Genomic DNA, 24,106 nt, shown 5'->3' on the forward strand with positions numbered 1-24,106 from the left:
GCACGTTACGCACCCGGTACACCCGATCGCCACCGGCGCGCCGCGCGGCGCGCCGGGGCACACCCCGGCGGGTCTACTTGAGTTCGACCAACCGGGCCAGGTATGTCGTGTCCCCGACATTGGTGAGCATGTGTACCGCTCCGGGGTCGCGGTAGACGACTCCGCCGGTGGGCTCGTCGGCGTCGATTCGGGTGCCGTCGATGGTCTGCACGATGTTCTTGGCGCCCTGGACCGCGATCACCAGATATGGGTGGTCGTGCCGGTGCAGGGGCTGCCGCTCGCCCGGTTCGAGCCGGATGTGCCAGACCCGGACCCTGTCGTTCTCGTACACGATCTCCTGGCCCACCGGCCCGAGTTCGGTCGCGTCGATCGTTTCGCTCATCGTGCACCGTCCAGTTGCGGGAGTACCTCGGCGGCAATCAGCTCGAGGTGGTCGAGGTCAATGAGGTCGGTTATGCGCAGGTGCACCCGGGTGGCGCCGATCTCGGCGAACTCGCCGATCCGCTGCACGAGCTGTGCGGGCGAGCCGACCACCGGGTCCTCCGGCGGAAGCGCGCTCTTCTCGTGCAGTGGCGCGGCTCGCCGCTGCGCCTCCGCGTCGGTCCGGCCGATGGCCACCACGATCCCGGCGGAGAGCACCAGCGGCGCATGCCCGGATTCGGTGCGTCCGGCGCGGTCGCACGCCTCGCGTACGCGGTCGTACGCGCCCGCGGTCTCCGCCACGGACTTGAACGGCATGTTGAACTCGTCGGCGTAGCGGGCGGCCAGATCGGGGGTGCGCTTCGGGCCGCGCCCGCCCACGATGATCGGCGGCCCGGGCACCTGCACCGGCTTGGGCAGGGCGGGCGCGTCCACCAGCCGGTAGTGGTCGCCGGTGAAGCTGTACGTCTCGCCCGGCGGCGTGGTCCACAGGCCGGTGAGGACCTCAAGTTGCTCGGCCAGCCGGTCGAAGCGCTCACCGACGGCCGGGAACGGGATGCCGTACGCGGTGTGTTCGCGCTCGTACCAGCCGGCGCCGATGCCCAGCTCGACCCGGCCGCCGCTCATCTGGTCGACCTGCGCGACCATCACCGCCAGCGGGCCGGGCAGGCGGAACGTGGCGGACGTCACCAGGGTGCCGAGCCGGATCCGTTCGGTCTCGCGGGCCAGCGCGGCGAGGGTCAGCCAGGCGTCCGTCGGGCCGGGCAGACCTGGGTCGTCGCCCATCGCCCGGTAGTGGTCGGCGCGGAGGAAGCCCTCGTAGCCACCGGCCTCCACGAGGCGTGCGAACCGGAGCTGGTCGTCGTAGCTGGCGCCCCGGTGCGGCTCGGTGAACACCGACACCCGCATGGTCATCGTCCTTCCGCGCCGGCCGTGGCCGGCTGGTCGCGTTCCATCAACAGTTCGTGCAGGTCGGCGCTGACCTGGGCGACGTCGGCGAGGTGCGCGTTGCGGCCCAGGGTGCGGGGTCGGGGGATGTTCACCTCGACGACCTTGCGGATCCGGCCGGGGCGCGGGCTCAGCACGACCACCCGGTCGGCGAGCAGCACCGCCTCGTCGATCGAGTGGGTGACGAAGACGATGGTGGGCTTGTTCTCCATGTGCACGCGCTGGAGTTCGCCGGAGAGTTCCTCGCGGGTGAGCGCGTCCAGCGCGGAGAACGGCTCGTCCATCAGCATCACCCGGGGTTCGCCGATCAGTGACCGGCACAGCGACACCCGCTGCTGCATGCCGCCGGAGAGTTCGTGCGGCAGCCGCTTCTCGAAGCCGGACAGCCCGGCCACGTCGAGCAGTTGCCGGGCCCTCTCGCGGTGCTTGGCGCGGCTCCACCCGAAGATCTCCACCGGCAACATGACGTTGTCCAGCACGGTGCGCCACGGCAGCAGGGCCGGCTTCTGGAACAGCATGGCGATGTCGCGGCGGGGCCGGGTGATCGGCGTGCCGGCCACGGTGATCTCGCCGGAGGTCAGTGGAAGCAGCCCGGCGATCAGCCGCAGCAGCGTGGACTTGCCGCACCCGGAGCGCCCGAGCACGGCGACGAACTCGCCCTCGGCGACGTCGAGGTCGATGCCGCGTAGCGCCTCTACCCGGCCGGACCGGCCCTCGAAGGTACGCGACACCCCGGACAGTCGGATCATCTCCGGTGGACCTCCGCTGAGTGGACGGTCAGGAATCCGACAAAGGCTAGCCGTCTCGTCCCCGTGTCGCACCGTCCGGGGTGGGTCGTCAGGTTGTTTCCGTTCCGCAACCCGATATGCCTGGCGTCGCAAAGGTGGGTTTCTCGTACGCTGTGCCCGCGAAGAGTCCCCTCACGACGGCGGTGCCCGGCTTCCACCCCTCCTGCCGGTCCCGTCGCGACAACCCCTCCGTGGCCTGCGGCCCCGGTCGGAAAGGACATGGTGCTACTGATGAGAAGGCTGACCCGTACGGTCGCTACGGCCGCGTTGGCCACTGCCCTCGCCCTCGTCTCCGCCTGCAGCAGCGGGTCGGACTCGTCGGACGACGCCAAGGGCGGCAACGGCGGGACGCTGGAGAAGGTGACCTACCTCACCTCCTTCGGTAACTTCGGCCGCGACTCCTACGCCTGGGTGGCGAAGGAGAAGGGCTTCTTCAAGGAGGCCGGTTTCGACGTCGAGATCAAGGCTGGTCAGGGCACCGGCGGCGTGATCCAGACCGTCGTGGGTGGCCAGGCCGACTTCGGACCGATCGACCTCACCGGCGGTCTGCTCCAGCTCGGCAACGGTCAGGCGAAGGACTTCGTGGCGGTGGCCGCGATCCAGCAGCGCACGATGGCGGGCATCGCCACCGTCGAGGGCAAGAACATCAACTCTCCGAAGGACCTGGAGGGCAAGAAGCTCGCCGACACCCCCGGCTCCGTGGTCCGCAACCTGTTCCCGACGTACGCCCGGCTCGCCGGTGTGGACGCCAGCAAGGTGACCTGGGTCAACGGTGAGGCGCAGACGCTGATCACCACGCTTGCCAACGGCTCGGTGGACGGCATCGGCCAGTTCGTCGTCGGTCAGCCGACCATCGAGGCGGCGGCCAAGAAGAAGGCCGTCATGCTGCCGTACAGCAACGTGATGCAGGACCTCTACGGCAACGTCCTGATCACCTCTTCGAAGATCGCCAAGGAGAAGCCCGAGATGGTGAAGCGGTTCACCGCGGCGCTGCTCAAGGGCCTGGAGTACAGCCTGGCGAACTCCAAGGAGGCCGGCGAGATCCTGAAGAAGAACGTGGAGGCCGCGAACCCGGCTTCGGCTTCGGCCGAGCTGGACCTGATGGCCGCGTATGTCCGCTCCGGCAACTCGGGCACGGCGATCGGCACGCTGGACAGCGGCCGGGTCGCGAAGAGCATCGCGATCCTGCAGGGCGCGGGCGCGCTCAAGCAGAACATCACCCCCGAGCAGATCATCGACTTCAGCCTCGCGCCGAAGGCCTGATCGCCCGGTCGTCACATGGGGGTACGTCGCGCCGGTTCCGGCGCGGCGTACCCCCGTCGCCCGTCGGCCCCCGGGATCGACGGATATCGAGGAGGACAAGATGACCGACGTCCGGTCAGCGGAGCCGGCGGCGACGGCGGCCCCATCCCCGGGCGGCGCGCCGGCGGCGGAGCCAGCGGGTCGGGGTGTCCACCTGCGTGCCGGGACCGGGGTGGCGCTGTTGCCCGTGGCCGGCATCCTGGTCGCGTTGGCGGCGTGGTGGCTGATCGCCCGGCTGGAACTGGTGCACCCGGCCGCCCTGCCACCGCCGGGAGAGGTGCTCACCGCGTTCGTCGACAAGCCCGCCCAGATGCTGGAGCACACCTGGGCCACCCTGCTGGAGATCCTGATCGGCTTCGCCCTCTCGGCGGTCGCCGGTGTCCTGATCGGACTCTCCCTGGCCAGCTCCCGAACGGTGGAGCGGATGTTCACGCCACTGCTGGTCGCGATCAACGCCGTACCCAAGATCACGTTGGGTCCGCTGTTGGTGGTGGCGCTGGGTTGGGGTCAGAAGCCGATCCTGACCATGGTGTTCCTGCTCTGCTTCTTTCCGATCGTGCTCTCCACGGCGACCGGCCTGACCACCACGCCGGCCGACCTGGCCGAGCTGGTCCGCTCCTGGAACGCCTCCCGCTGGCAGGCGTTCCGCAAGGTACGGTTCCCGGCCGCGCTGCCGCAGATCTTCGTCGGGCTCAAGGTGGCCATGCCGTTGGCCGCGATCGGCGCGGTGATCGGTGAGTTCCAGGCCGGCGAGGACGGCCTGGGCTACGTCATCCTCCAGTACTCGGGCGTCGGCGACACCGCCACCGCTTGGGCGGCGATCATGCTGATCGCGCTGGTGAGCATCCTGCTGTATTCGGCGCTGCTGCTCATCGAGCGGATCGCCCTACCCTGGGTGCGGGAGACCACCAGCAGCCGCTGACACGCAGGGCCGGCCCCAACCCGGGGCCGGCCCTTTTGTTCGACCGTTGCCACACCCACCCGACACGCGACGAATCCCGCGCGGAGGGCCAGGGGTGTTACCCCGCCAACCGCCACCGGCCGTTGCGGGCGACGAGCGTGGTGAGCGCCTGCGGCATCAGCCCGGAGTGGTTGTCGGGCGTCATCCGGATCGGGCCGGACAGGCCGTCCATCTGGGACGTCTCCAGCACGTCACGGATGCCGTCGCGGTCGACCTGACCGATCGGGCCACCGGCCCGCAGCTCGGCGTCGGCGATGAGCTGGATCGCGTCGGCGGCGAAGGACGAGGAGCCGTTGTACCCGCCGAAACGCGCGGTGTAGTCCTGGAACCACTGGCGCCGGGCGGCCTTCGCCGGTGTGGTGGCGATCACGTCGTCAATCACCATGGTCTGGGTGAAGACCATCGTGGCCCGCTCGGTGGCCCGGGCCGCCGCACCGAGGAAGAGGTCGCCGGCCGCCCCGGCGTCGAAGAAGAGCGCCCCCCGGAAATTGGCCTGCTGGGCGGTGGTCGCGGTGAGGGTGGCCTGCTCCGGCGGGGTCCAGACAACCAGCGCGTCGGGCTTGAGCTGGGTGAGCTTGCCAACCTGCTGGCTCACCTCGGTGTCGGTGGTCTTCACCGACTCCTCACCGGCGACCTTGATGTTGACCTTGGTCAGTTCGCGACGCAACGCGACCACGCCCTCCCGGCCGTAATCGTCGTCGCTGTAGAGCAGACCCACCTTGCGGATGTTCTTGCGGCGCAGTTCGGTGGTGAGCGCCGCGGCGCTGTCCGCGGCGTTCGGGCCCAGCTTGAACACGTAACGCCGCTGGGCGACAGGGTTGGCGACCGCCCCGGAAGCGGCGAGCGCAATGGTGGGAATCTTCTTCTCGTTGATGACGCCGACCGCGCCGACCGCGCATTCGTTGCAGCCACCCATGACGATGGCACTGACCCGGGAATCGCTGCTGAAGTCGGCGATGTTGCGAAGTGACTCGGCGGCGTCGGAACGGTTGTCCTTCACCTTCAGCTCGATCTTCCGGCCGTTCAGTGCTCCGGAGGAGTTCAACTGTTCGACCTTGAGTTCGATGGCCCGCTGGTATGTCCGGCCGACGGTGGCGGCGGCGCCGGACAGTTCGAGGTCGGCGGCGATCACGATCGGACTCGTGTCCTGCTCCGCTCCGCCGAACTGGCAGCCGGTGAGCGTGGTGGCCACTACGGCCGATGCGAGCGCCGCGATGGTCGCGGAGCGGATGGGGCTCAACTCAGTCCTCCAGGTGCGGGCGCGGGCGCTGCCCGGTCACCGCCGATAGTCCGTCCTCAGTGGAGGACGGGATCTTCTCTGCCGTACGGTGTGTGCGCGAAGCGTGCAAAACCTTGCCAATGGCCGGCGCTGTGGTCAAGCGCGGACCCCGGTTGCATTTTCGGGACGGCCATCCCACATGCTGGGGTAACGCAATGTTTGCAAAAGCTCACTTTGCATACACGCGTGACCACTCTGGAGTTACATGCCCTGTTCAGGGGCTTGCGGAAATGAAGGTATCAGTTGACCGGATCACGGGTTCCGCGCCGTCCGACCGTTTCCTACCGCCCTGCGGCTTCCCAAACAGGATCTTCTCTGATGAAATCGCGGCCGTGCCGCGCGTGGTCCCCTCCGCTTTCGGCATGGTTCGGTGGGTCAGGCGGGGAAGAAACGACGGAGGCGATGTCGTGAGCACCGGACCGACGACCCTGCCCGCACCCGGCGACGCCGCTGGGCGTACGCGTCGACGGCTGCCGAGACTGCGGGACGCCCGGATCCGGTCCAAGCTGGCGCTGATCCTGGTCGTTCCGGTGGCCGCGGTGATCGCGCTGGCCACCGTCCGACTCATCTCGGTGGGCGAGGGCGCCTTCGACGCCACCCGGGCGCGGTCGCTCACCGCGCTCTCCATCGACGTCAGCGCGCTGACCCAGGACCTTCAGTCCGAGCGGATGGCCGCGGCCGCCTACCTGGCCGCCCCGCAGCAGCCGGCCGACACCTACAACCTGCGGGTGCGCCAGACGCAGCAGCGGGTCGACGAGTACCGCGCCGAGCGGGCCCGGATCGGCGAGGTGCCGGCGGTCCTGCGGGGCCGGCTCGCGGCCATCGACGAGCACCTGTCCACGCTGGACGGCACGCGCCAGGAGGTGCTGGACCGCCGGCAGATGGCGGTGGCCGAGGCGGTGCTGCGCTACGGCGTCATCCTCACCGACCTGGTCGCCTACGGCGACGGGCTGGCCCAGCTCCCCGGCGAGGAGGGCCTGTCGGACAGCCGTCGGGCGGTCGCCGCGTTCGCACGCGCCAAGTCGTCCGTCGCGGAGGAGCAGGCGGTCGCCTTCACGGCGCTGACCGCCGGCCAGCTCGACCCGGAGCAGTTCTCCTCCTTCGTGGCCACGCTGACGAGCCAGCAGGAGGCCCTGGTCGCCTTCGCGCTCGCCGCCGACCCCGGGCAGCGTGCCCTGGTCAACAACACCGTCTCCGGTGACGCGGTCGGCCTGGCCGACCGGGTGGCCGCCGACATCACCCGCTCGGTCGGGCAGCGCCCGCTGGTCAGCGCGCAGGACGCCACCGCCGCCATCGGCGCGGTCAACGACCTGATGCGCTGGGCGGAGATCCAACTACAGGACCGGCTGCTCGCCCAGGCCGACGAGGCGCGCTCCGACGTCATCCAGCAGGCCGTGGTCGAGTCGATCCTGGTGCTGCTCACCCTGATCATCGCCATCTCGCTGGCCGTGGTGCTGGCCCGTTCGCTCAACCACTCGCTGCGTCGTCTTCGCGAGGGTGCGCTGTCGGTGGCCAACCACGACCTCCCCGACGCCGTGAAGCGACTGCAGAACATGGGCAGCGTCGGCGACGGCGGCGTGGAGGAGATCGTCCGGCAGGTCCGGGACCCGATCCAGCTCAACAACCGCGACGAGGTCGGCCAGGTGGCGTTGGCCTTCAACGTCGTCCACCGGGAGGCGGTACGCGTCGCGGCCGAGCAGGCCGCACTGCGTACCAGCGTCTCGGCGATGTTCCTCAACCTGGCCCGCCGCAGTCAGACCCTGGTCGACCGGATGATCGGCGAGCTGGACGCGATCGAGCGCGGCGAGGAGGACCCGAAGAGGCTGGCGCAGCTCTTCGAGCTGGACCACCTGGCCACCCGAATGCGCCGCAACGACGAGAACCTGCTGGTCCTGGCCGGCGCCGACTCCGCCGTACCGCGCCGCGACGACGCGTTGGTCGTGGACGTGCTGCGCGCCGCCCAGTCCGAGGTGGAGCTCTACAACCGCATCGAGTTCGGCACCGTCGACACCGACATCTCGGTGGCCGCGCACGCCGTCAACGACGTGGTGCGGCTCGTCGCCGAACTGCTCGACAACGCCACCCGGTTCTCGCCGCCGAACACCACGGTGGTCGCCGACGGTCGCCGCATCCGCGACTACGTGCTGATCCAGATCGAGGACCGCGGGCTCGGCCTCAGCGACGAGCAGCTCGACTCGCTCAACCGGCGGCTGGCCGCGCCGCCCAGCGTGGACGTCGCCGCGTTCCGGCTGATGGGTCTGGCCGTGGTGAGCCGGCTCGCCGCCCGCTACGGCATCCGGGTGGAGCTGCGCCGCAACGTGGAGGGCGGCACCGTCGCCCAGGTGACGCTTCCCGCCGCCACCGTGGTGCTGCCCGTCAACCGGGGCCGCGACCAGGCGCTCACCCGGCCGCGCCAGCCGATGGCCGTCGAGCAGGCGCCACTCACCCCGGTTGGTCACGCCGAGTCGTACGCCGGAGCGACCACCGCGGCGGCGACGCTGCCCGACCAGTGGCGGACCAACGCCCCGACGCCGACGCAGTGGCAGTCGCCGCTCGACACGCGGGACACCACCCCCGCCGTGCAGGCCGGCGGCTTCTCCGGAGCACGCCCGACGGTGCCACCGGCCGCGGCGCCCGCCGTCCCGGTTCCGCCGTCCCGGCCCGCGTACAGCAACGGCGCGGGCGCCTCGCTGGGCGGCCCGACGGTGGCGTACCCGACCATCGACCCGCTGCCCCGGCGCGGCTCGACGGCCGACACCACCGACGGTCGGACCGCGCCGGTGCTGCCGGTCGGGCCGGTCGCCGGCCCCGGCGCGGTCGCGCCGCCCGCCGCACCGCCGGTCGCGCCGCCGGTGCCGGCCGCTCCGGTCAGCACCCGGCCCGATTTCCCGGCCGAGGCGCCGATCTTCCGGGAGATGGAGGCGGTCTGGTTCCGGTCCCACGGGGACGACGCCACCGCGATCTTCACCCGACCGCAGTTCGACGAGCCGCCGGCACCCGCCGACGCCGGCCTGGCCAGCACCGTGCGGCCGGGCAATGGCGGTCAACCGGCCGCCGCGCCCGCGCCGACCGTGACACCGGCCCGACCGCCGCTGCCGACGCGCACCCCGGGTAGCTCCGGCGACGGCACCGGTTTGGCAGGCGGGGGAAGCATGGACGGGTTCAGCAGCGGAAGCAACGGCGGTCGCGAGGCCGCGACGCCCTCGGCGCCACCGTCGTACTCGCCGCCGCCGCCGGCCGCCCGGCCGGTGCCGGCCGCGGCCACCGCCCCGAGCGCGCCCCCACCGCCCGCAGTCGACCCGGACGCCTGGCGGACCGCGGCGGACGAGGGCTGGTCCCGGGCCAGCCGTGCCGCCGAGCCGGCCCCCGCGGGCACCACCCGCTCGGGTCTGCCCAAGCGGGTGCCGCAGGCGCAGCTCGTGCCGGGCGGCATCGAGCCCAAGGCTGGCCGGGACCGCAGCCGGCGGACTCCCGATGAAGTACGCGGCCTGTTGTCGGCCTACCACCGCGGCGTGCAGCGCGGCCGGACGGCCGGGACGGATCTGAACAGCACCTCGACCAAGGAGAGCCGATGAACAGGCCAGCTGCCATGCAGGACATGGGTTGGCTGCTCACCAACTTCGCCGACAGCGTGGCGGGGATCGCCCACGTGGTGGCGGTGTCCGCCGACGGACTGCTGCTCGCCTCCTCCCGGGACCTGCCGGGGGACCGGGCGGATCAGCTCGCCGCCATCACCTCCGGCGTGGTGAGCCTGACCGAGGGCGCGGCCCGCATGTTCAGCGCGGGTGGGGTGTTGCAGACCGTCATCGAGATGGACAGCGGCTACCTGTTCCTCATGTCGATCAGCGACGGCTCGTCGATGGCCGTGCTCGCGGCGCGAAGCTGCGACGTGGGCCAGGTGGGCTACGAGATGGCGCTGCTGGTGGAGCGGGTGGGTGCCGCGCTGGTGCCGCTGCCGCGTGACGCGGTGCGCTCGTAGCGCCGAGACCCGGCGCGGACCACGCGCCGGAACAGGGATGGGAGGCGGTGTGAGCCGGCTCCGCAGGGACGAGGAGGTGATCGAGGATGGACCAACGACGCGCTGACCCGCGCGGCGCTCTGGTGCGTCCGTACGCGGTCACCCGCGGTCGTACCGAGCCACGGCAGGACATCGCCCTCGAGGCGGTCCTCACGGCCTCTCCCACCCAGGTTGCCGAGTCCCGCTTCGCGGGGCACGACAAGCACCGCATCGCCACGGTCTGCGAGGGCCGGGCACAGTCGCTGGCGGAGATCGCCGCGTACACCCGGATGCCGCTAGGCGTCGCCCGGGTGCTGGTCGCCGACATGGTGGCCGAGAGCCTGCTGACGTTACACACTGCTGCTCCCGCCGAGGGGTTCGAGGAGCGGATGGAACTGCTTGGAAGGGTGCTAAGTGGACTTCGCAGGCTATGACCCCGCTGGGGGGCGGCCGGGCCGGGGAATCGTCTCCGCGAAGATCGTCGTCGCGGGCGGGTTCGGCGTCGGTAAGACGACCCTGGTCGGTTCGATCTCCGAGATCACACCGCTGACGACAGAGGCGTTGATGACCGCGGCCGGCGTCGGCATCGACGACCCGTCCAAGGTGCCGGGCAAGGAGACCACCACGGTCGCCATGGACTTCGGCCGGATCACCATGGCCCAGGACCTGATCCTGTACCTCTTCGGTACACCGGGTCAGACCCGCTTCTGGTTCATGTGGGACGAGATCATCCGGGGTGCGGTGGGTGCCGCCGTGCTGGTGGACACCCGTCGGATCACCGACGCGTTCGCCCCGCTCGACTACTTCGAGAACCGCAACCTGCCGTACGTGGTGGCGCTGAACCGGTTCGACGGCGCTCCCCAGTACGAGCTGGACGAGGTCCGCGAGGCGTTGGCCATCTCGCCGCAGGTGCCGCTGGTGATGACCGACGCCCGGCACCGGGACTCGGTCAAGCAGGTGCTGGTGACGGTGGTCGAGCACGCCATGCTCCGGCTGCAGGCCGAGCAGGGTCGAGGGTTCCCGACGCCGGTCGGCTGACCGCCACGGCCGGCCGGCGTACACCGGCCGGCCGTGACAGCTCAGTCGACCCGGAGCCGGTAGCCGCGCTTGACCACGGTCTGCACCACGCGCGGCGCCCGGAGGCCGGCCCGCAGGCGGGCCACCGCCATCTCGACAGCGTGCTCGTCCGCGCCCCGGGGCAGCGTGCGCAGCAGCGCCGTACGCGACAGCACCCGGCCGGGGGACTGGGCCAGCGCCCGCAGCACCGCCATCGGGGCGGGAGCCAGCGGGCGCAGCTCGCCGTCGATCACCGCGGCGTGCCCGCGCAGGGTGAGCAGGTGCCCGCCGGCCTTGAACGTCATGGTCCGACGGGGTAACTCGTCGACGATGGTCCGCACCAGCGCGCCCAGCCGTGCCCGGCCCGGTGCGCTGACCGGCACCCCGTGCCGCAGCAGGGGCTCGGCGGTCACCGCGCCGACGCAGCTGGCCAGCACGTCGCTGCGGAACGCGGACACCACCGCATCGGTACGGTCTCCGGCCGCGCGGAGCAGCGCCTCGGTCGCCGGTGCCGAGGTGAACGTCACCGCGTCCACCAGCCGGCCGGCGATCAGGTCGATCAGCCGGTGCAGCGGTGCCAGATCGGTCGGCGGCGCCCAGCGGTAGACCGGCACCTCGATCACCTTGGCACCGGCCGCCTCCAACGCGAGCGTGCACTCCGGCTGCCGCTCACCGTGCAGCTGCATGGCGATCACCTGCCCGGCCACACCGCGCCGGCGCAGGTGGTCGACCACCTCCTCGCAGCTCTCCGAGGCCGGCGACCACTGGTCGTGCAGCCCGGCCGCACGGATCGCGCCCCGCGCCTTCGGGCCCCGGGCCACCACGTACGTGCTGGCCAGCACCGAGCGCAGCGGCTCGGCCAACCCCCAGCCCTCGGCCGCCTCCAACCACCCGCGCATGCCGATGCCGGTGTTGGCCATCAGGATGTCCGGCGGCTGGTCCAGGCAGGCGCGCGTCGCCTCGCGCAACTCGGTGTCGTCGGACAGCGGCACGATCCGCAGCGCCGGGGCGAGCACCACACGAGCGCCCCTACGTTCGAGCAGCGCGGCCAACTCGTCGCGCCGCCGGTCGGCGGTCACCCCGATGGTGAAGCCGGCCAGTTCCTCCCGCATCAGCCCTCCCGTCGCAGCCGCACCTCGACCAGCCCGTCACGGCAGCGCGCGTCGTGCCGGGCCACGGTTACCCCGGGCAGGTCGAGGCAGGCGCCGGTGCGCAGGTCGTACACCTGCTTGTGCAGCGGCGACGCGACCGTCGGCACCCCGGCGCGGCTGCCCACGATGCCCCGGGACAGCACGTACGCCCCGGCGACCGGATCGCGGTTGTCGAGCGCGAACAGCCCGTCGGCGGTGCGGAAGAGGGCGACCTGCACCCCGTCGACCAGGGCGGCGACACCACGGTCGGGCTCCAGCCGGTCGAGGGGGCAGACCGCAGTCCAGTCCAGTGTGCTGTGCTGGCTCATCGCCGTACCTCCGGTAGGCCCAGCGCCACCGGCTGCCGGCGGTGACCGTGCGCCGGCACCGGTTGGCCGCGTTCCTGGGTGAAGGTGATCGACGGGTCGGGCACGTCGGGGGCGTTGACGAAGGACGTGTAGCGGCGCAGCCGGTCCGGATCGTCCAGCACGTCGCGCCACTCGTCGGAGTACGAGGCCACGTGCCGGGCCATCGCCGCGTCGAGGTCGGCGCAGAGCCCCAGCGAGTCGTCGACGATCACCGCGCGCAGGTGGTCCAGGCCGCCGTCCATCGACTCGATCCAGCCGGCCGTGCGTTGCAGGCGGTCGGCGGTGCGGATGTAGTAGATGAGGAACCGGTCGATCAGGGTGATCAGTTCCGACGTGCTCAGGTCGGTGGCGAACAGGTCGGCGTGCCGGGGCCGGAAACCGCCGTTGCCGCCGACGTAGAGGTTCCAGCCGGTCTCGGTGGCGATGATGCCGAAGTCCTTGCTGCGGGCCTCGGCGCACTCCCGGGCACAACCGGAGACCGCCGACTTGAGCTTGTGCGGGGCGCGCAGCCCGCGGTAGCGCAACTCCAGTGCCACGGCCAGCCCCACCGAGTCCTGTACGCCGTACCGGCACCACGTTTCGCCCACACACGACTTCACCGTGCGCAGCGCCTTGCCGTACGCGTGGCCGGACTCGAAGCCGGCGTCCACCAGTCGCTGCCAGATCTGCGGCAACTGCTCCACCCGTGCCCCGAACAGGTCGATCCGCTGGCCGCCGGTGATCTTCGTGTAGAGCTGGAAGTCCCGGGCGACCTCGCCGATCACGATCAGCTTCTCCGGGGTGATCTCGCCGCCGGGGATCCGGGGCACCACCGAGTAGCTGCCGTCGCGTTGCAGGTTGGCCAGGAAGTGGTCGTTGGTGTCCTGCAACGAGGCCTGCTCGCCGTCGAGCACGTGCCCGCTGCCCAGCGACGCGAGGATCGAGGCCACCACCGGCTTGCAGATGTCGCAGCCCCGCCCCCGACCGTGCTCGGCGACCAGTCGCGAGAACGTGCGGATGCCGCGCACCTGGACGATCTCGAACAGCTCCCGCCGGCCGACATCGAAGTGCTCGCACAGCGCGGTGGACTGCGCCACCCCGGCCGCGTCCAGCAGTTGCTTGAGCATCGGCACGCAGGAGCCGCAGCTCGTGCCGGCCCGGGTGCACGCCTTCAGCGCCGCCACGTCCGCGCAACCATCGGCGATGGCCGCGTCCACGTCGCCGCGGGTCACCGCATTGCAGGAGCAGACCTGTGCGGCGGCGGGCAGCGCGCCGGCGTCCGCGCCGCCGCCGTCCGGCGCGAGCAACGCCAGCGGCGCGGCCGGCAGCGGGCCGCCCACACTGGCCCGCAATGTCGGGTACGCGCTGGCGTCGCCCACCAGCACCCCGCCGAGCAGGGTGTGCGCGTCGTCGGAGAGGACCAGCTTCGCGTAGACCCGGGTGGCCGGGTCGGTGAACGTGACGTCCAGGCAGCCCTCGGTGGTGCCGTGCGCGTCGCCGAACGAGGCCACGTCGACGCCGAGCAGCTTCAGCTTGGTGGCGGTGTCCGCGCCCGGGAAGGTCGCCGCGCCGCCCACCAGCCGGTCGGCCACCACCTCGGCCGTCGCGTACCCCGGGGCGACCAGGCCGTGGCAGGTGCCGTCGACCGCCGCGCACTCACCGACCGCCCAGATGCGCTCGTCGGCGCTGCGGCAGGTCGCGTCGACAAGCACCCCGCCGCGCGGACCAAGCGGCAGGCCGGCGGCCCGAGCCAGCTCGTCCCGGGGCCGGATACCGGCGGCCACCACCACCAGGTCGGCGTCGACGCTGCGGCCGTCGGAGAGTTCCAGAGCCTCGACCGCGCCGTCCGCGCCGGCCCGGATCGCCGTGGTGGCCACCCCGAGGTGGGTACGCACACCCAACTCCTCGACGTAGCGGCGGAGCATCGCCCCGCCGGCCTGGTCGACCTGCACCGGCATCAGGCGGGGCGCGAACTCGACCACGTCGGTGCTCAGACCCAGCAGCCGCAGCGCGTTCGCGGCCTCCAGCCCGAGCAACCCACCGCCGATCACCGCGCCGACCCGCCGGCCCTCCGCGTACGCCCGGATCGCCGCCAGGTCGTCCAGGGTCCGGTAGACGAAGACTCCGGGCAGGTCGGCGCCGGGCACCGGCGGCACGAACGGGTACGACCCGGTGGCCAGCACCAGCGCGTCGTAGGGGTATTCGCCTGCGGCGGTGGTTACCACCCGCCGACCACGGTCGATGGCGGTGGCCGGCTCACCGAGGCGCAGCCGCACCCCGTCGTGCGGGGTGTGCACGTTGAGTTCGTCCTCGCTCACCCCGTCGAAGAACGCCGACAGCCGCACCCGGTCGTACGCCGGACGTCGCTCCTCGGCCAGCACGGTCACCCGCCAGCGCCCCTCGGGGTCGCGGGCCCGCAGCGCGTCGACGAAGCGCTGCCCCACCATGCCGTTGCCGATGACGACCAGGTCACCGCCGCTCATCGCGTCACCTCCACCGATTCCGCTTGGGACAGCCAGTCGACGATGCCGCCGACGGCGTCCCGGCATCCGCCGCATCCGGTGCCGGCCCGGGTCGCCACCACCACCGCGTCGACCGTCCGGGCGCCGGAGCGCCAACAGCGCACCAGCGCGCCCTTGGTCACCGTGTTGCACTGGCAGACGGTGGCCGCGTCCGGCATCAGCGCCGGTGACGCGGCCGGAGCCACCGCGGCACCGCCCAGGGCCCGGCCCAGCAGCAGCGTCCGCCGGTCGGCCGGCACCGGGTGACCACGGTCGAAGAGCTGGATCACCGTGCCGACGGCCGGGTTGTCACCGAGCAGGATCGCGCCGGTCAGCCGCTCGTCGTGGATCCGCAGCCGGGCGTACGTGCCCCGGGTCGGGTCGGTGAAGGTCAGCTCCTCGCCCGGCCCGCCGCCCGCCGGGTCGCCCATCGCGGCCAGGTCGATCCCGGCCGCCTTGAGTCGGGTCACCACCGGTCGGGGCCGGTACCGGGCCAGCGGGTCCGTCCCGGTCAGCACGTCGGCGAGCACCCGGGCCTGGGCCCAGGCGGGTGCGACAAGCCCGGTGAGCACGCCGTCGTGTTCGGCGCAGTCGCCGATCGCCGAGACGCGCCGGTCGTTGGTGCGCAGCCGGTCGTCCACCACCACCCCGCGCCGCACGGTCAGCCCGGCGGCCGTCGCGAGGGCGGTGTCGGGGCGTACCCCGCAGCAGAGCACCAGCAGGTCGGCGGTGAGCGACCGACCGTCGGCCAGGTCGAGGCGGACACCGTCGGCGTCCGCGACGACCCCGGTCGCTCCGACCGCGAGCTCGATGGTGACGCCGAGGCCTGCGAGCGTGCCGGCGAGCACCGCGCCGGCCGCCGGGTCGAGCTGCCGTTCCATCAGGTGCCCGCGCGGGTGCACCACGGTGCTGGCCAGGCCTCGGGCGGCAAGCCCTCGGGCTGCCTCCAGGCCGAGCAGGCCGCCGCCGAGCACGAGCGCGCTGCGGGCGCCGTCGGCCAGGGCGAGGATCCGGCGGCAGTCGTCAAGGGTCCGGAAGGGGACGACCCGTTCCGGCAGTTGGGCCAGGTCGAGGCCGGGTAGCGGCGGCACCACCGCTTCGCTGCCGGTGGCCAGCACCAGGTGGTCGTAGGAGATGCGTTCACCGTCGGCGGTGTGGACCTCGCGGGCCTGGCGATCCACAGTGGTCACCGGCACGCCCGTCCGCAGGTCGATGCCGTGCCCGGCGGCCTCGGTCAGCTCCACGTCCGGCTCGTCGATCCGGCCCGTCAGCAGGGTGGAGAGCATGATCCGGTTGTACGCGCGGTGGGGCTCCGCCCCGAGCACGGTGACCTTCCGGTCGCCCTCGCGGGTGTGCAGTTCGCTCGCGAGACGGGCGCCGGCCATGCCGTTGCCGACGATCACCACGCGGGTGGTCATGCCTTCTCCGCCCGGACCGCGCAGATCTTGAACTCGGGCATCCCGGAGATCGGGTCCACCGCGTCGTTGGTGACCGAGTTGGCCCGGGCCGCCCCGGGCCAGTGGAACGGGGCGAAGATCGTGTCCGGTCGGATCCCCGGGCTGAGCCGGGCCGGGGCGCACAGCTCACCCCGGCGGGACGTGACCCGCACCGGGTCGCCGTCGTCGATGCCGAGCCGGGCGGCCAGATCGGGGTGCAGCTCGACGAACGCCTCACCGGCGGCGCGACGTAGCGCGGCCACCCGTCGGGTCTGGGTGCCGGACTGGTACTGGGCCAGCACCCGGCCGGTCGTGAAGTGCAGCGGGTACGCCTCGCAGACCTCCTCGGCCGCCGGCCGGTGGTCCACCGGGTGGAACCGGGCGCGCCCGTCCGGGGTGCCGAACCGGTCGGCGAAGAGCCGTGGGGTGTCCGGCCCGTCCTCGGTCGGGCAGGGCCAGAAGACACCGTCGGCGGCGTCGATGCGGGCCCAACTGATGCCGGCGTAGTCGGCGGTGCCTCCGGCAGAGGCGCGACGCAGCTCGGCGAAGACGGCGGCCGGGTCGGTGGGGAACCGCGCCACCGCGCCGTCCGCCCGTGCGACGGCCGTTTCGGCGGCGGACCGACCGGCGGACGGTTCGGTGCCGGCCGTTTCGGTGGCGGCCAGCCTCGCGGCCAGGTCGGAGATGATCGCCAGGTCGGTTCGGACACCCGGCGGAGGTGGGCGCAGCGCGCGTCGGCGCAGCACCCGACCCTCCAGGTTGGTCATCGTGCCGTCCTCCTCGGCCCACTGCGCGGTGGGCAGCACCACGTCGGCCAGCGCCGCCGTCTCGGAGAGCAGCAGGTCGGCGACGACCAGCAGGTCAAGATCGCGCAGCCGGCGCTCGATCCGGGTCGCGCGGGGAGCGGAGACCACCGGGTTCGAGCCGAACACCAGCAGTGCCCGGGGGCCGCCGGGAGTGCCGAGCGAGTCGAGCAGTTGGTAGGCCGGCACGCCCGGGCCGGGCAGGTCGTCGGCCGGCACGCCCCAGACACCGGCCACGTGCTCCCGGGCCGCCGGGTCGTCGATGCGCCGGTAGCCGGGGAGCTGGTCGGCCTTCTGCCCGTGCTCCCGCCCGCCCTGGCCGTTGCCCTGGCCGGTGAGGCAGCCGTACCCCGAGCCTTCCCGGCCGGGCAGACCGAGGGCGAGGGCCAGATTGACGTACGCGGTGACCGTGTCGACGCCCTTGGCGTGCTGCTCGGCGCCGCGGGCGGTCAGGATGATCACCCGTCGGCCGGTGCCCAACGCGCGGGCGGTCGCCTCCAGGTCGGCCACCGGCACCCCGGAGAGCTGCTCGGCGCGGGCCGGCCACCAGCCGGCGACACCGCGGCGGACCGCGTCGAAGCCGGTCGTACGGTCGGCCACGTACGCCTGGTCGACCCAGCCCTCGGTGAGCGCGATGTGCAGCAGCGCGTTGGCCACCGCGAGGTCGGTGCCGGGCAGCGGTTGCAGGTGCAGGTCGGCCTGGCGGGCGGTGGCGGTGACCCGGGGGTCGACGACGATCAGCTGGCCGCCGCCGCGCCGTTGCTCGGTCAGCCAGCGCACCAGCGGCGGCATGGTCTCCGCCGGGTTCGCGCCGACCAGCAGCAGGGTGTCGGCCCGCCCGAGGTCGGCCAGCGGGAACGGCAGCCCCCGGTCGACACCGAACGCGCGCAGCCCGGCGGCTGCCGCCGAGGACATGCAGAACCGTCCGTTGTAGTCGATGTGCCGGGTGCGCAACGCGACCCGGGCGAACTTCCCCAGCGCGTACGCCTTCTCGTTGGTCAGCCCTCCGCCGCCGAAGACGGCGACCGCGTCCCGGCCGGCGCTGTCCTGGATGGCGTGGATGCCGGTGACGATCCGCTCCAGTGCGGCGTCCCAGCTCGCCGGTCGCAACTCGCCGGTGGCCGGGTCACGCACCAGCGGGCTGGTCAAACGCTCCGGGTGGTCGAGCAGGTCGGCGGCCGTCCAGCCCTTCTGGCAGAGGCCGCCCCGGTTGGTGAGGAACTGGCGGGGGAGCACGGTCACCCCGTCGTCGTCCGCACGCAGCGTCATCCCGCACTGGAGTGCGCAGTACGGGCAGTGGGTCGCCACCTCCCGGGGCGCCCGCCCCGGTCGAGTTGCCGGCCATGCACCGTCTGTCATGTCGGGAAAGCGTGCCGCCGGGCGGTTTCCGGTCAGCGTCTCTTCTGTTTCGGTCCTGTCAAGTAGGGCTCACACCGCACGGTGGCATCGGACGTGACGGTTGGGTCGGTCCGCCGACCTGCCGGCCACCATCCCCGGCCGGCGAGGCCGGTGTCCCACGGTGCGGTCGGTGGTGGGCCGGCCCCGCGCAGGAGGTCTATTATTTGGGAAACTCGTCTCAACTTATGGGAGATGCGATGAGCGTGGCAGACGCCTTCGACGCGGTGGCCGGCAGCTACGACGAGGCGCGCCGGCGGCTGGTGCCCTGCTTCGACGCCTTCTACGGCACCGCCGTCCAGGTGGCCGCGCCCCCGCTTCGCGCCGCGCTGGCGACCGGTCGTACCCCGGAGGTGTTGGATCTGGGCGCGGGCACCGGCCTGCTCTCGCTGCTGCTGGCCGCCGCGGTGCCGGGGGTGCGGTTGACCCTGGTGGACGCCGCGCCGGCCATGCTGTCCCGCGCCGCCGACCAGTTGCGCGCCCGCGCCGTGCCGCACCGGACCGTCCAGGCCGACCTGGCCGACGCGCTGCCGGACGGCCGGTACGACGCCGTGGTCAGCGCGCTGGCGATCCACCACCTGGACGATGCCGGCAAGCGGGCGCTCTACCGGCGGGCCGCCGCCGCGCTGGCGCCCGGTGGGGTGTTCGTCAACGCCGAGCAGGTGGCCGGGCCGACCCCGGCGCTGGATCGGCGCTACGACGAGGTGTGGACGGCGCGGATCACCGAGTTGGGCTCACCACCCGACGAGATCGCCGCCGCCCGGGAGCGGATGCGACACGACCGGCCGGCCACCGTCGCCGACCAGTGCCGATGGCTGGCCGAGGCGGGGCTGGTCGACGTCGACTGCTTCTTCAAGGAGTGGCGTTTCGCGGTGTTCGGCGGTCGGGCCGGCGAGCAGGCCCGGTGAAATGCGCCTTTCGGTCACCGGCGGCAAGCCGGTCGGCGTGCGGATGACTGATAGTCATACCGCTGGGTAGTCTCATCCGCATGACTGCCAAGGTGACGTTGTCGTTCACGGACGAGACGATCGAGGAGGCCCGACGCTTCGCCAAGCGTGAAGGGCTCTCGCTCTCGGCCTGGATGGACCAGGCCGCCCGGGAGAAGGCGCTGCGCGAGGTCTTCACCGCGCATGCCGCCGCCGTGGGCCGCGCCAGCCTCGACCTGGAGTCCGCCGCCCTCGCCGACGCCCGCGAGGTGGGCATGGTCAACGATCTCCTCGGCGACGGACGGCCGCGTGCTGCGTAGGGGTGAGGTCTGGCGCATCGAGGGCGCCCGGGAACGCCTCGGCCTGGTGATCAGCTCGGACGTCTACAACTCCACCGACGTGCCCATCGTGATCGTCGTCGAGGTGGTGGAGGAGTCGTTGCTGCGGGATTCTCCGCTCGCCGTGTCGATGGGCCGTTACGTGGTGATGCCCGACCGGATCTCCTCACCGATGAAGAAGTGGTTCACCGACTGCGTGGACGTCGCCGACACCGACACGATGCTGCGGGTCGGCCGCGCGCTGCGCATCCTCCAGCAGCTCTGACCGCGCTCACCATCGTCGGCGGCCCGTGGTGCGGTCCCCGTATCCCGGCCGACCCGCGACGGGCACCGCCAGGTAATCGGGTGTTCCTAGCGTTTCCCCTCGTCACATTGACGAGGAGGAGCCGCCGTGAGCACGCTCACCAGCACCGCAGTCACCGCCGGGCCACCGGCCGCCACCGCGACCCGGCGCCGGCTCGACGACTGGAGACCCGAGGACCCCGACTTCTGGCGTACGACGGGCGCGCCGATCGCTCGCCGCAACCTCTGGGTCTCGATCTTCGCCGAGCACGTCGGCTTCTCCGTGTGGAGCCTCTGGTCGGTGACCGTGCTCTTCCTCGGTCCCGAGTACGGCATCGACCCGGCCGGTAAGTTCCTGCTCACCGCCGTGCCCGCCGCGCTGGGCGCGGTGCTGAGGCTGCCGTACACCCTGGCGGTGGCCCGCTTCGGCGGGCGGCGCTGGACGATCATCAGCGCGCTGCTGCTGCTCGTCCCGGCGGTGCCGATGACGGTGCTGCTGGAACCCGGTGTGTCCTACTCCACGCTGATGGTGCTCGCCTGCCTCACCGGCGTCGGCGGTGGCAACTTCGCCTCCTCGATGGCGAACATCAACCTGTTCTATCCGCAGCGGCTCAAGGGCCGGGCCCTCGGGCTCAACGCGGGCGGCGGCAACCTGGGCGTACCCGCCGTGCAGTTGGTCGGGCTGGCGGTGCTCGCCACCGTCGGTGCCGCGTACCCCCGGCTGGTGCCGGCGGTCTACCTGCCGCTGATCGTGCTGGCCGCGCTGGCGGCGGCACGCTGGTTGGACACCGTGCCCGGGGCGCGCAACGAGCCGGGCGCGCTGCGCGAGGCCGCCCGCGACCCGCACACCTGGGTCATGTCGCTGCTGTACGTCGGCACTTTCGGCTCGTTCATCGGGTTCGGCTTCGCCTTCGGCCAGGTGCTGCAACTCCAGTTCGCCGAGCGGTTCCCCACCCCCGTCGACGCCGCCTGGCTGACCTTCCTCGGCCCGCTGGTGGGTTCGCTGATCCGGCCGCTGGGCGGGCACCTCGCCGACCGGCTGGGGGGCGCCCGGGTGACCTTCTGGAACTTCGTGGCGATGGCGGCCGGCGCCGGCACCGTGCTGTACGCGGCCCGGGAGCGCTCGTTCGGGCTCTACCTGGCCGGTTTCCTCGCACTCTTCGTCTTCTCCGGCATCGGCAACGGCTCGACGTACAAGATGATCCCGGCCATCTTCCGGGCCCGGGCGGCGGACGCGGTGGCCGCCGGCCGGCGCGACCCGGAGGCCGCGACCCGGTGGGCGCGCCGGATGACCGGCTCGTTGATCGGCATCGCGGGTGCGATCGGCGCCTTCGGTGGGGTGCTGGTCAACATCTCGTTCCGCCAGTCGTTTCTCGCCTCCGGCAACGCCGACGCCGCCTACCTGGTCTTCATCGGCTGGTACGCGCTGTGCTTCGCGGTCACCTGGGTCGTCTATCGTCGTCCGAGAGCCGAACGGCTCGCTGGAGTGTGAGCTGAGACACGGTCGGCGCGTCGGCGCGCGAGACCGCACCCCCGTTTTGACCTGCGGACAGGGCGCCGGGTATCGTTGCCTGCTGTTGTACGACATCCAGAGGCGTGCCCTATCAGGTACGCTTGGTCGTTCGTGCGCGCTGGTCCGGCCTGCTAGATCTGGTCACCTCGGCGCGCGACCCCAGACCGACGACGAGACAAGGTAGACCTGTGCGTACGTACAGCCCGAAGCCGGGTGAGATCGAGCGTCAGTGGCACGTCATCGACGCCTCTGATGTCGTGCTGGGCCGCCTGGCCACCCACGCCGCCACGTTGCTGCGTGGTAAGCACAAGCCGACTTTCGCGCCGCACGTCGACACGGGCGACTTTGTCGTCATCGTGAACGCGGGCAAGGTTGCGTTGACCGGCAACAAGCGCCAGACCAAGGTCGCTTACCGCCACTCCGGTTACCCGGGTGGTCTGAAGCAGGTTGGCTACGACGAGCTGCTGACCAAGCGCCCCGAGCGGGCCATCGAGCTGGCCGTGAAGGGGATGCTCCCGCACAACAAGCTCGGCCGTCAGCTGATCAAGAAGCTGAAGGTCTACGCCGGTGCCGAGCACCCGCACCTCGCGCAGCAGCCGGTGCCGTTCGAGATCAAGCAGATCGCGCAGTGAGCGCGGGCGAAGGAAGCAGCATGACCGACATCACCGAGACCGAGGTTGCCCCGGAAGCCCCTGAGGCCACCGAGGCGCCTGCGCCCGTCGCCCGCGCGCCTCGTGGTGACCGGCCGATCCAGACCGTGGGCCGCCGCAAGCAGGCCATCGTCCGGGTTCGTATCGTCCCGGGCACCGGCAAGATCACCTGCAATGGCCAGGAGCTCGAGGCCTACTTCCCGAGCAAGGTGCACCAGCAGCTCATCAAGGACCCGCTGGTCACCGCCGAGAAGCTCGAGCAGTTCGACGTCATCGCCAACCTGCGTGGCGGCGGCACCACCGGCCAGGCCGGTGCGCTGCGGCTGGGCATCGCCCGTGCGCTGATCGTCAGCGAGCCGGACGACCGCCCGGCCCTCAAGAAGGCCGGCTTCCTCACCCGGGACGCCCGGGTCAAGGAGAGCAAGAAGTACGGCCTCAAGAAGGCCCGTAAGGCTCCCCAGTACTCGAAGCGCTGATCTTCACCAGCGCGTTGTACTTCTGACGAACGGTCGGTCCGCCTCCCTCATCCGGGGAGGCGGACCGACCGTTCCGCTTTCTCCTCATCTGCAGTGCTCATCGGAGGTTGGCGGGTATGGGTCGGTTGTTCGGCACGGACGGCGTACGCGGGCGGGCGAACGCGGATCTCACCCCCGAGTTGGCGCTCGCGCTCGCCGTGGCCGCGGCGCACACGCTTGCCGAGACAGATCGCAGCCATCCGCCGCTCGCCGTGGTCGGCCGGGACACCCGGGCCAGTGGCGAGATGCTGGAGGCGGCCGTGGTGGCCGGGCTGACCAGCGCCGGCGCGAACGTGGTGCGGGTGGGCGTGCTGCCCACCCCCGCCGTGGCGTTCCTCACCGCGGAGGCCAAGGCCGACCTCGGGGTGATGCTCTCCGCCTCGCACAACCCGATGCCGGACAACGGCATCAAGCTCTTCGCCGCCGGCGGGCACAAGCTGCCCGACGAGATCGAAATGCGGATCGAGGCGGCGATCGAGACGAACGCCACCACCGCCTGGGACCGGCCGACCGGCGCGGGCGTCGGCCGCGTGCACGACCTGCTCGACGGCGCGGACCACTACGTCCAGCACCTGGTCGGCACCGTGTCGCACCGGCTCGACGGGATCAAGGTCGTGGTCGACTGCGCCAACGGCGCGGCCGCCGACGTCGCCCCGGTCGCCTACCGGGAGGCCGGCGCGGAGGTCATCGCGATCCACGCCCAGCCCGACGGGCTCAACATCAACGACGACTGCGGCTCCAACCACATCGAGGCGCTGCGCGAGGCCGTGGTCGAGCACGGCGCCCACCTGGGCATCGCCCACGACGGCGACGCCGACCGCTGCCTGGCGGTCACCGCCGACGGCGACGAGGTCGACGGCGACCAGGTGATGGCCATCCTCGCCCTGGCCATGCGGGACGCTGGCACGCTCACCCAGGACACCCTGGTGGCCACCGTGATGAGCAACCTCGGCCTGCGGCTCGCGATGTCCGCGCAGGGCATCCGGCTGATCGAAACCAAGGTCGGTGACCGGTACGTCCTGGAGGAACTGCGCGCCTCGAACCTGGCGCTCGGTGGCGAGCAGAGCGGCCACATCGTCATGCCCGCGCACGCCACCACCGGCGACGGGGTGCTGACCGGCCTGCACCTGATGGCCCGGATGGCCGCCACCGGTCAGTCCCTCGCCGAGTTGGCGTCGGTGGTCACCAAGCTGCCGCAGGTGCTCATCAACGTCCCGGTCGGCGACCGGACCGTCGGCGCCAACGCGCCGGCAGTCCGCGCCGAGGTCGAGCGCGCCGAGGCGGAGCTGGGCGAGACCGGCCGGGTGCTGCTGCGCCCGTCGGGCACCGAGCCGCTGGTCCGCGTCATGGTCGAGGCGGCCACCGAGGCGACCGCACGCGAGGTCGCCGAGCGGATCGCCGCCCTGGTCCGCACCGCCAGCCCCGCCGTCCAGTAGCAGGCCGCGCCCTGGGCCGTTGCGCCCTGGGCCGGGTGCGCCCTGGGTCGTTGCGTCCCGGGCCGGGTGCGCCCCACGCTGGG

The 24,106-nt window shown here is 72.1% G+C and carries 22 protein-coding genes; 13 read left to right on the forward strand and 9 right to left on the reverse strand.

The features are described from left to right. Positions 1 to 73: 73 nt before the first annotated feature. From ABZ808_RS16970 to ABZ808_RS16980, 3 genes are read right to left on the reverse strand one after another with little or no spacing between them, the layout of a single operon-like run. Complete coding sequence (locus ABZ808_RS16970; RefSeq protein ID WP_053653894.1) at positions 74 to 382, reverse strand: cupin; 309 nt, start codon at positions 380 to 382, stop codon at positions 74 to 76. Continuing rightward, positions 379 to 1,329: an LLM class F420-dependent oxidoreductase gene (locus tag ABZ808_RS16975; protein ID WP_357008171.1), complete on the reverse strand. Its 951-nt coding sequence runs from the start codon at positions 1,327 to 1,329 to the stop codon at positions 379 to 381. The genes ABZ808_RS16970 and ABZ808_RS16975 overlap by 4 nt, the downstream gene beginning before the upstream one ends. A 2-nt stretch (positions 1,330 to 1,331) precedes the next feature. Then, on the reverse strand, positions 1,332 to 2,117 hold the full coding sequence (locus ABZ808_RS16980) for an ABC transporter ATP-binding protein (protein WP_357006940.1): 786 nt from the start codon (positions 2,115 to 2,117) through the stop codon (positions 1,332 to 1,334). Positions 2,118 to 2,387: 270 nt separating this feature from the next. Between ABZ808_RS16980 and ABZ808_RS16985 the strand changes: the two genes are divergently transcribed. Together ABZ808_RS16985 and ABZ808_RS16990 are read left to right on the forward strand one after the other, a co-directional pair. Beyond that, on the forward strand, positions 2,388 to 3,419 hold the full coding sequence (locus tag ABZ808_RS16985) for an ABC transporter substrate-binding protein (RefSeq protein ID WP_357006942.1): 1,032 nt from the start codon (positions 2,388 to 2,390) through the stop codon (positions 3,417 to 3,419). Positions 3,420 to 3,519: 100 nt separating this feature from the next. Then, positions 3,520 to 4,380, forward strand: coding sequence for an ABC transporter permease (locus ABZ808_RS16990; RefSeq protein WP_357006945.1), 861 nt, complete (start codon positions 3,520 to 3,522; stop codon positions 4,378 to 4,380). A 97-nt stretch (positions 4,381 to 4,477) separates the two neighbouring features. Here the strand turns inward: ABZ808_RS16990 and ABZ808_RS16995 are convergent, their stop codons facing one another. Further along, positions 4,478 to 5,659 (reverse strand): ABC transporter substrate-binding protein, encoded by a 1,182-nt coding sequence (locus tag ABZ808_RS16995; RefSeq protein WP_357006948.1) that lies wholly within the window; start codon positions 5,657 to 5,659, stop codon positions 4,478 to 4,480. Positions 5,660 to 6,105: 446 nt separating this feature from the next. Between ABZ808_RS16995 and ABZ808_RS17000 the strand changes: the two genes are divergently transcribed. From ABZ808_RS17000 to ABZ808_RS17015, 4 genes are all read left to right on the forward strand, one after another. Then, on the forward strand, positions 6,106 to 9,273 hold the full coding sequence (locus ABZ808_RS17000; protein WP_357006951.1) for a sensor histidine kinase: 3,168 nt from the start codon (positions 6,106 to 6,108) through the stop codon (positions 9,271 to 9,273). Next, on the forward strand, positions 9,270 to 9,677 hold the full coding sequence (locus ABZ808_RS17005; RefSeq protein WP_007465177.1) for a roadblock/LC7 domain-containing protein: 408 nt from the start codon (positions 9,270 to 9,272) through the stop codon (positions 9,675 to 9,677). The genes ABZ808_RS17000 and ABZ808_RS17005 overlap by 4 nt, the downstream gene beginning before the upstream one ends. Before the next feature lie 86 nt (positions 9,678 to 9,763). Beyond that, complete coding sequence (locus ABZ808_RS17010; RefSeq protein WP_007465174.1) at positions 9,764 to 10,129, forward strand: DUF742 domain-containing protein; 366 nt, start codon at positions 9,764 to 9,766, stop codon at positions 10,127 to 10,129. Beyond that, positions 10,110 to 10,733: an ATP/GTP-binding protein gene (locus ABZ808_RS17015; protein WP_357006954.1), complete on the forward strand. Its 624-nt coding sequence runs from the start codon at positions 10,110 to 10,112 to the stop codon at positions 10,731 to 10,733. The genes ABZ808_RS17010 and ABZ808_RS17015 overlap by 20 nt, the downstream gene beginning before the upstream one ends. A gap of 41 nt (positions 10,734 to 10,774) precedes the next feature. Here the strand turns inward: ABZ808_RS17015 and ABZ808_RS17020 are convergent, their stop codons facing one another. From ABZ808_RS17020 to ABZ808_RS17040, 5 genes are read right to left on the reverse strand one after another with little or no spacing between them, the layout of a single operon-like run. Next, complete coding sequence (locus ABZ808_RS17020; RefSeq protein WP_357006957.1) at positions 10,775 to 11,863, reverse strand: uroporphyrinogen-III synthase; 1,089 nt, start codon at positions 11,861 to 11,863, stop codon at positions 10,775 to 10,777. Then, on the reverse strand, positions 11,863 to 12,210 hold the full coding sequence (gene nirD, locus ABZ808_RS17025; RefSeq protein ID WP_357006960.1) for a nitrite reductase small subunit NirD: 348 nt from the start codon (positions 12,208 to 12,210) through the stop codon (positions 11,863 to 11,865). Before nirD ends, ABZ808_RS17020 begins: the two co-directional genes overlap by 1 nt. Further along, positions 12,207 to 14,711, reverse strand: a complete 2,505-nt coding sequence (gene nirB / locus ABZ808_RS17030) for a nitrite reductase large subunit NirB (protein WP_357006963.1) — start codon at positions 14,709 to 14,711, stop codon at positions 12,207 to 12,209. Before nirB ends, nirD begins: the two co-directional genes overlap by 4 nt. Beyond that, positions 14,708 to 16,147: an FAD-dependent oxidoreductase gene (locus tag ABZ808_RS17035; protein ID WP_357006965.1), complete on the reverse strand. Its 1,440-nt coding sequence runs from the start codon at positions 16,145 to 16,147 to the stop codon at positions 14,708 to 14,710. Before ABZ808_RS17035 ends, nirB begins: the two co-directional genes overlap by 4 nt. After that, complete coding sequence (locus ABZ808_RS17040) at positions 16,144 to 18,327, reverse strand: molybdopterin oxidoreductase family protein (protein ID WP_357006968.1); 2,184 nt, start codon at positions 18,325 to 18,327, stop codon at positions 16,144 to 16,146. Before ABZ808_RS17040 ends, ABZ808_RS17035 begins: the two co-directional genes overlap by 4 nt. Before the next feature lie 236 nt (positions 18,328 to 18,563). Here ABZ808_RS17040 and ABZ808_RS17045 point away from each other — a divergent pair, with 236 nt between their 5' ends. From ABZ808_RS17045 to glmM, 7 genes are all read left to right on the forward strand, one after another. Further along, a complete protein-coding gene (locus tag ABZ808_RS17045; protein WP_357006972.1) occupies positions 18,564 to 19,271 on the forward strand; it encodes a methyltransferase domain-containing protein in 708 nt (235 codons plus the stop codon). Between the two features lie 80 nt (positions 19,272 to 19,351). Further along, the gene (locus tag ABZ808_RS17050; RefSeq protein WP_357006975.1) at positions 19,352 to 19,609 is read left to right on the forward strand and encodes a DUF6364 family protein; all 258 of its coding nucleotides are present in this window, start codon (positions 19,352 to 19,354) and stop codon (positions 19,607 to 19,609) included. Next, positions 19,599 to 19,892 (forward strand): hypothetical protein, encoded by a 294-nt coding sequence (locus tag ABZ808_RS17055; protein ID WP_151488090.1) that lies wholly within the window; start codon positions 19,599 to 19,601, stop codon positions 19,890 to 19,892. The genes ABZ808_RS17050 and ABZ808_RS17055 overlap by 11 nt, the downstream gene beginning before the upstream one ends. Positions 19,893 to 20,018: 126 nt before the next feature. Further along, a complete protein-coding gene (locus ABZ808_RS17060) occupies positions 20,019 to 21,401 on the forward strand; it encodes a nitrate/nitrite transporter (RefSeq protein ID WP_357006978.1) in 1,383 nt (460 codons plus the stop codon). A 209-nt stretch (positions 21,402 to 21,610) separates the two neighbouring features. Continuing rightward, positions 21,611 to 22,054 carry a 50S ribosomal protein L13 gene (rplM, locus tag ABZ808_RS17065; RefSeq protein WP_007465158.1) on the forward strand — a complete coding sequence of 148 codons (444 nt, stop codon included), beginning with the start codon at positions 21,611 to 21,613 and terminating at the stop codon, positions 22,052 to 22,054. Between the two features lie 20 nt (positions 22,055 to 22,074). Continuing rightward, entirely contained in the window at positions 22,075 to 22,548 is a 474-nt protein-coding gene (rpsI, locus tag ABZ808_RS17070; protein ID WP_357006981.1) for a 30S ribosomal protein S9, read from the forward strand. A 116-nt stretch (positions 22,549 to 22,664) separates the two neighbouring features. Then, positions 22,665 to 24,023 carry a phosphoglucosamine mutase gene (gene glmM / locus ABZ808_RS17075; protein ID WP_357006983.1) on the forward strand — a complete coding sequence of 453 codons (1,359 nt, stop codon included), beginning with the start codon at positions 22,665 to 22,667 and terminating at the stop codon, positions 24,021 to 24,023. Positions 24,024 to 24,106 lie beyond the last annotated feature (83 nt).

Source organism: Micromonospora sp. NPDC047527, from assembly GCF_040643015.1.
Classification (GTDB): Bacteria; Actinomycetota; Actinomycetes; order Mycobacteriales; family Micromonosporaceae; genus Micromonospora.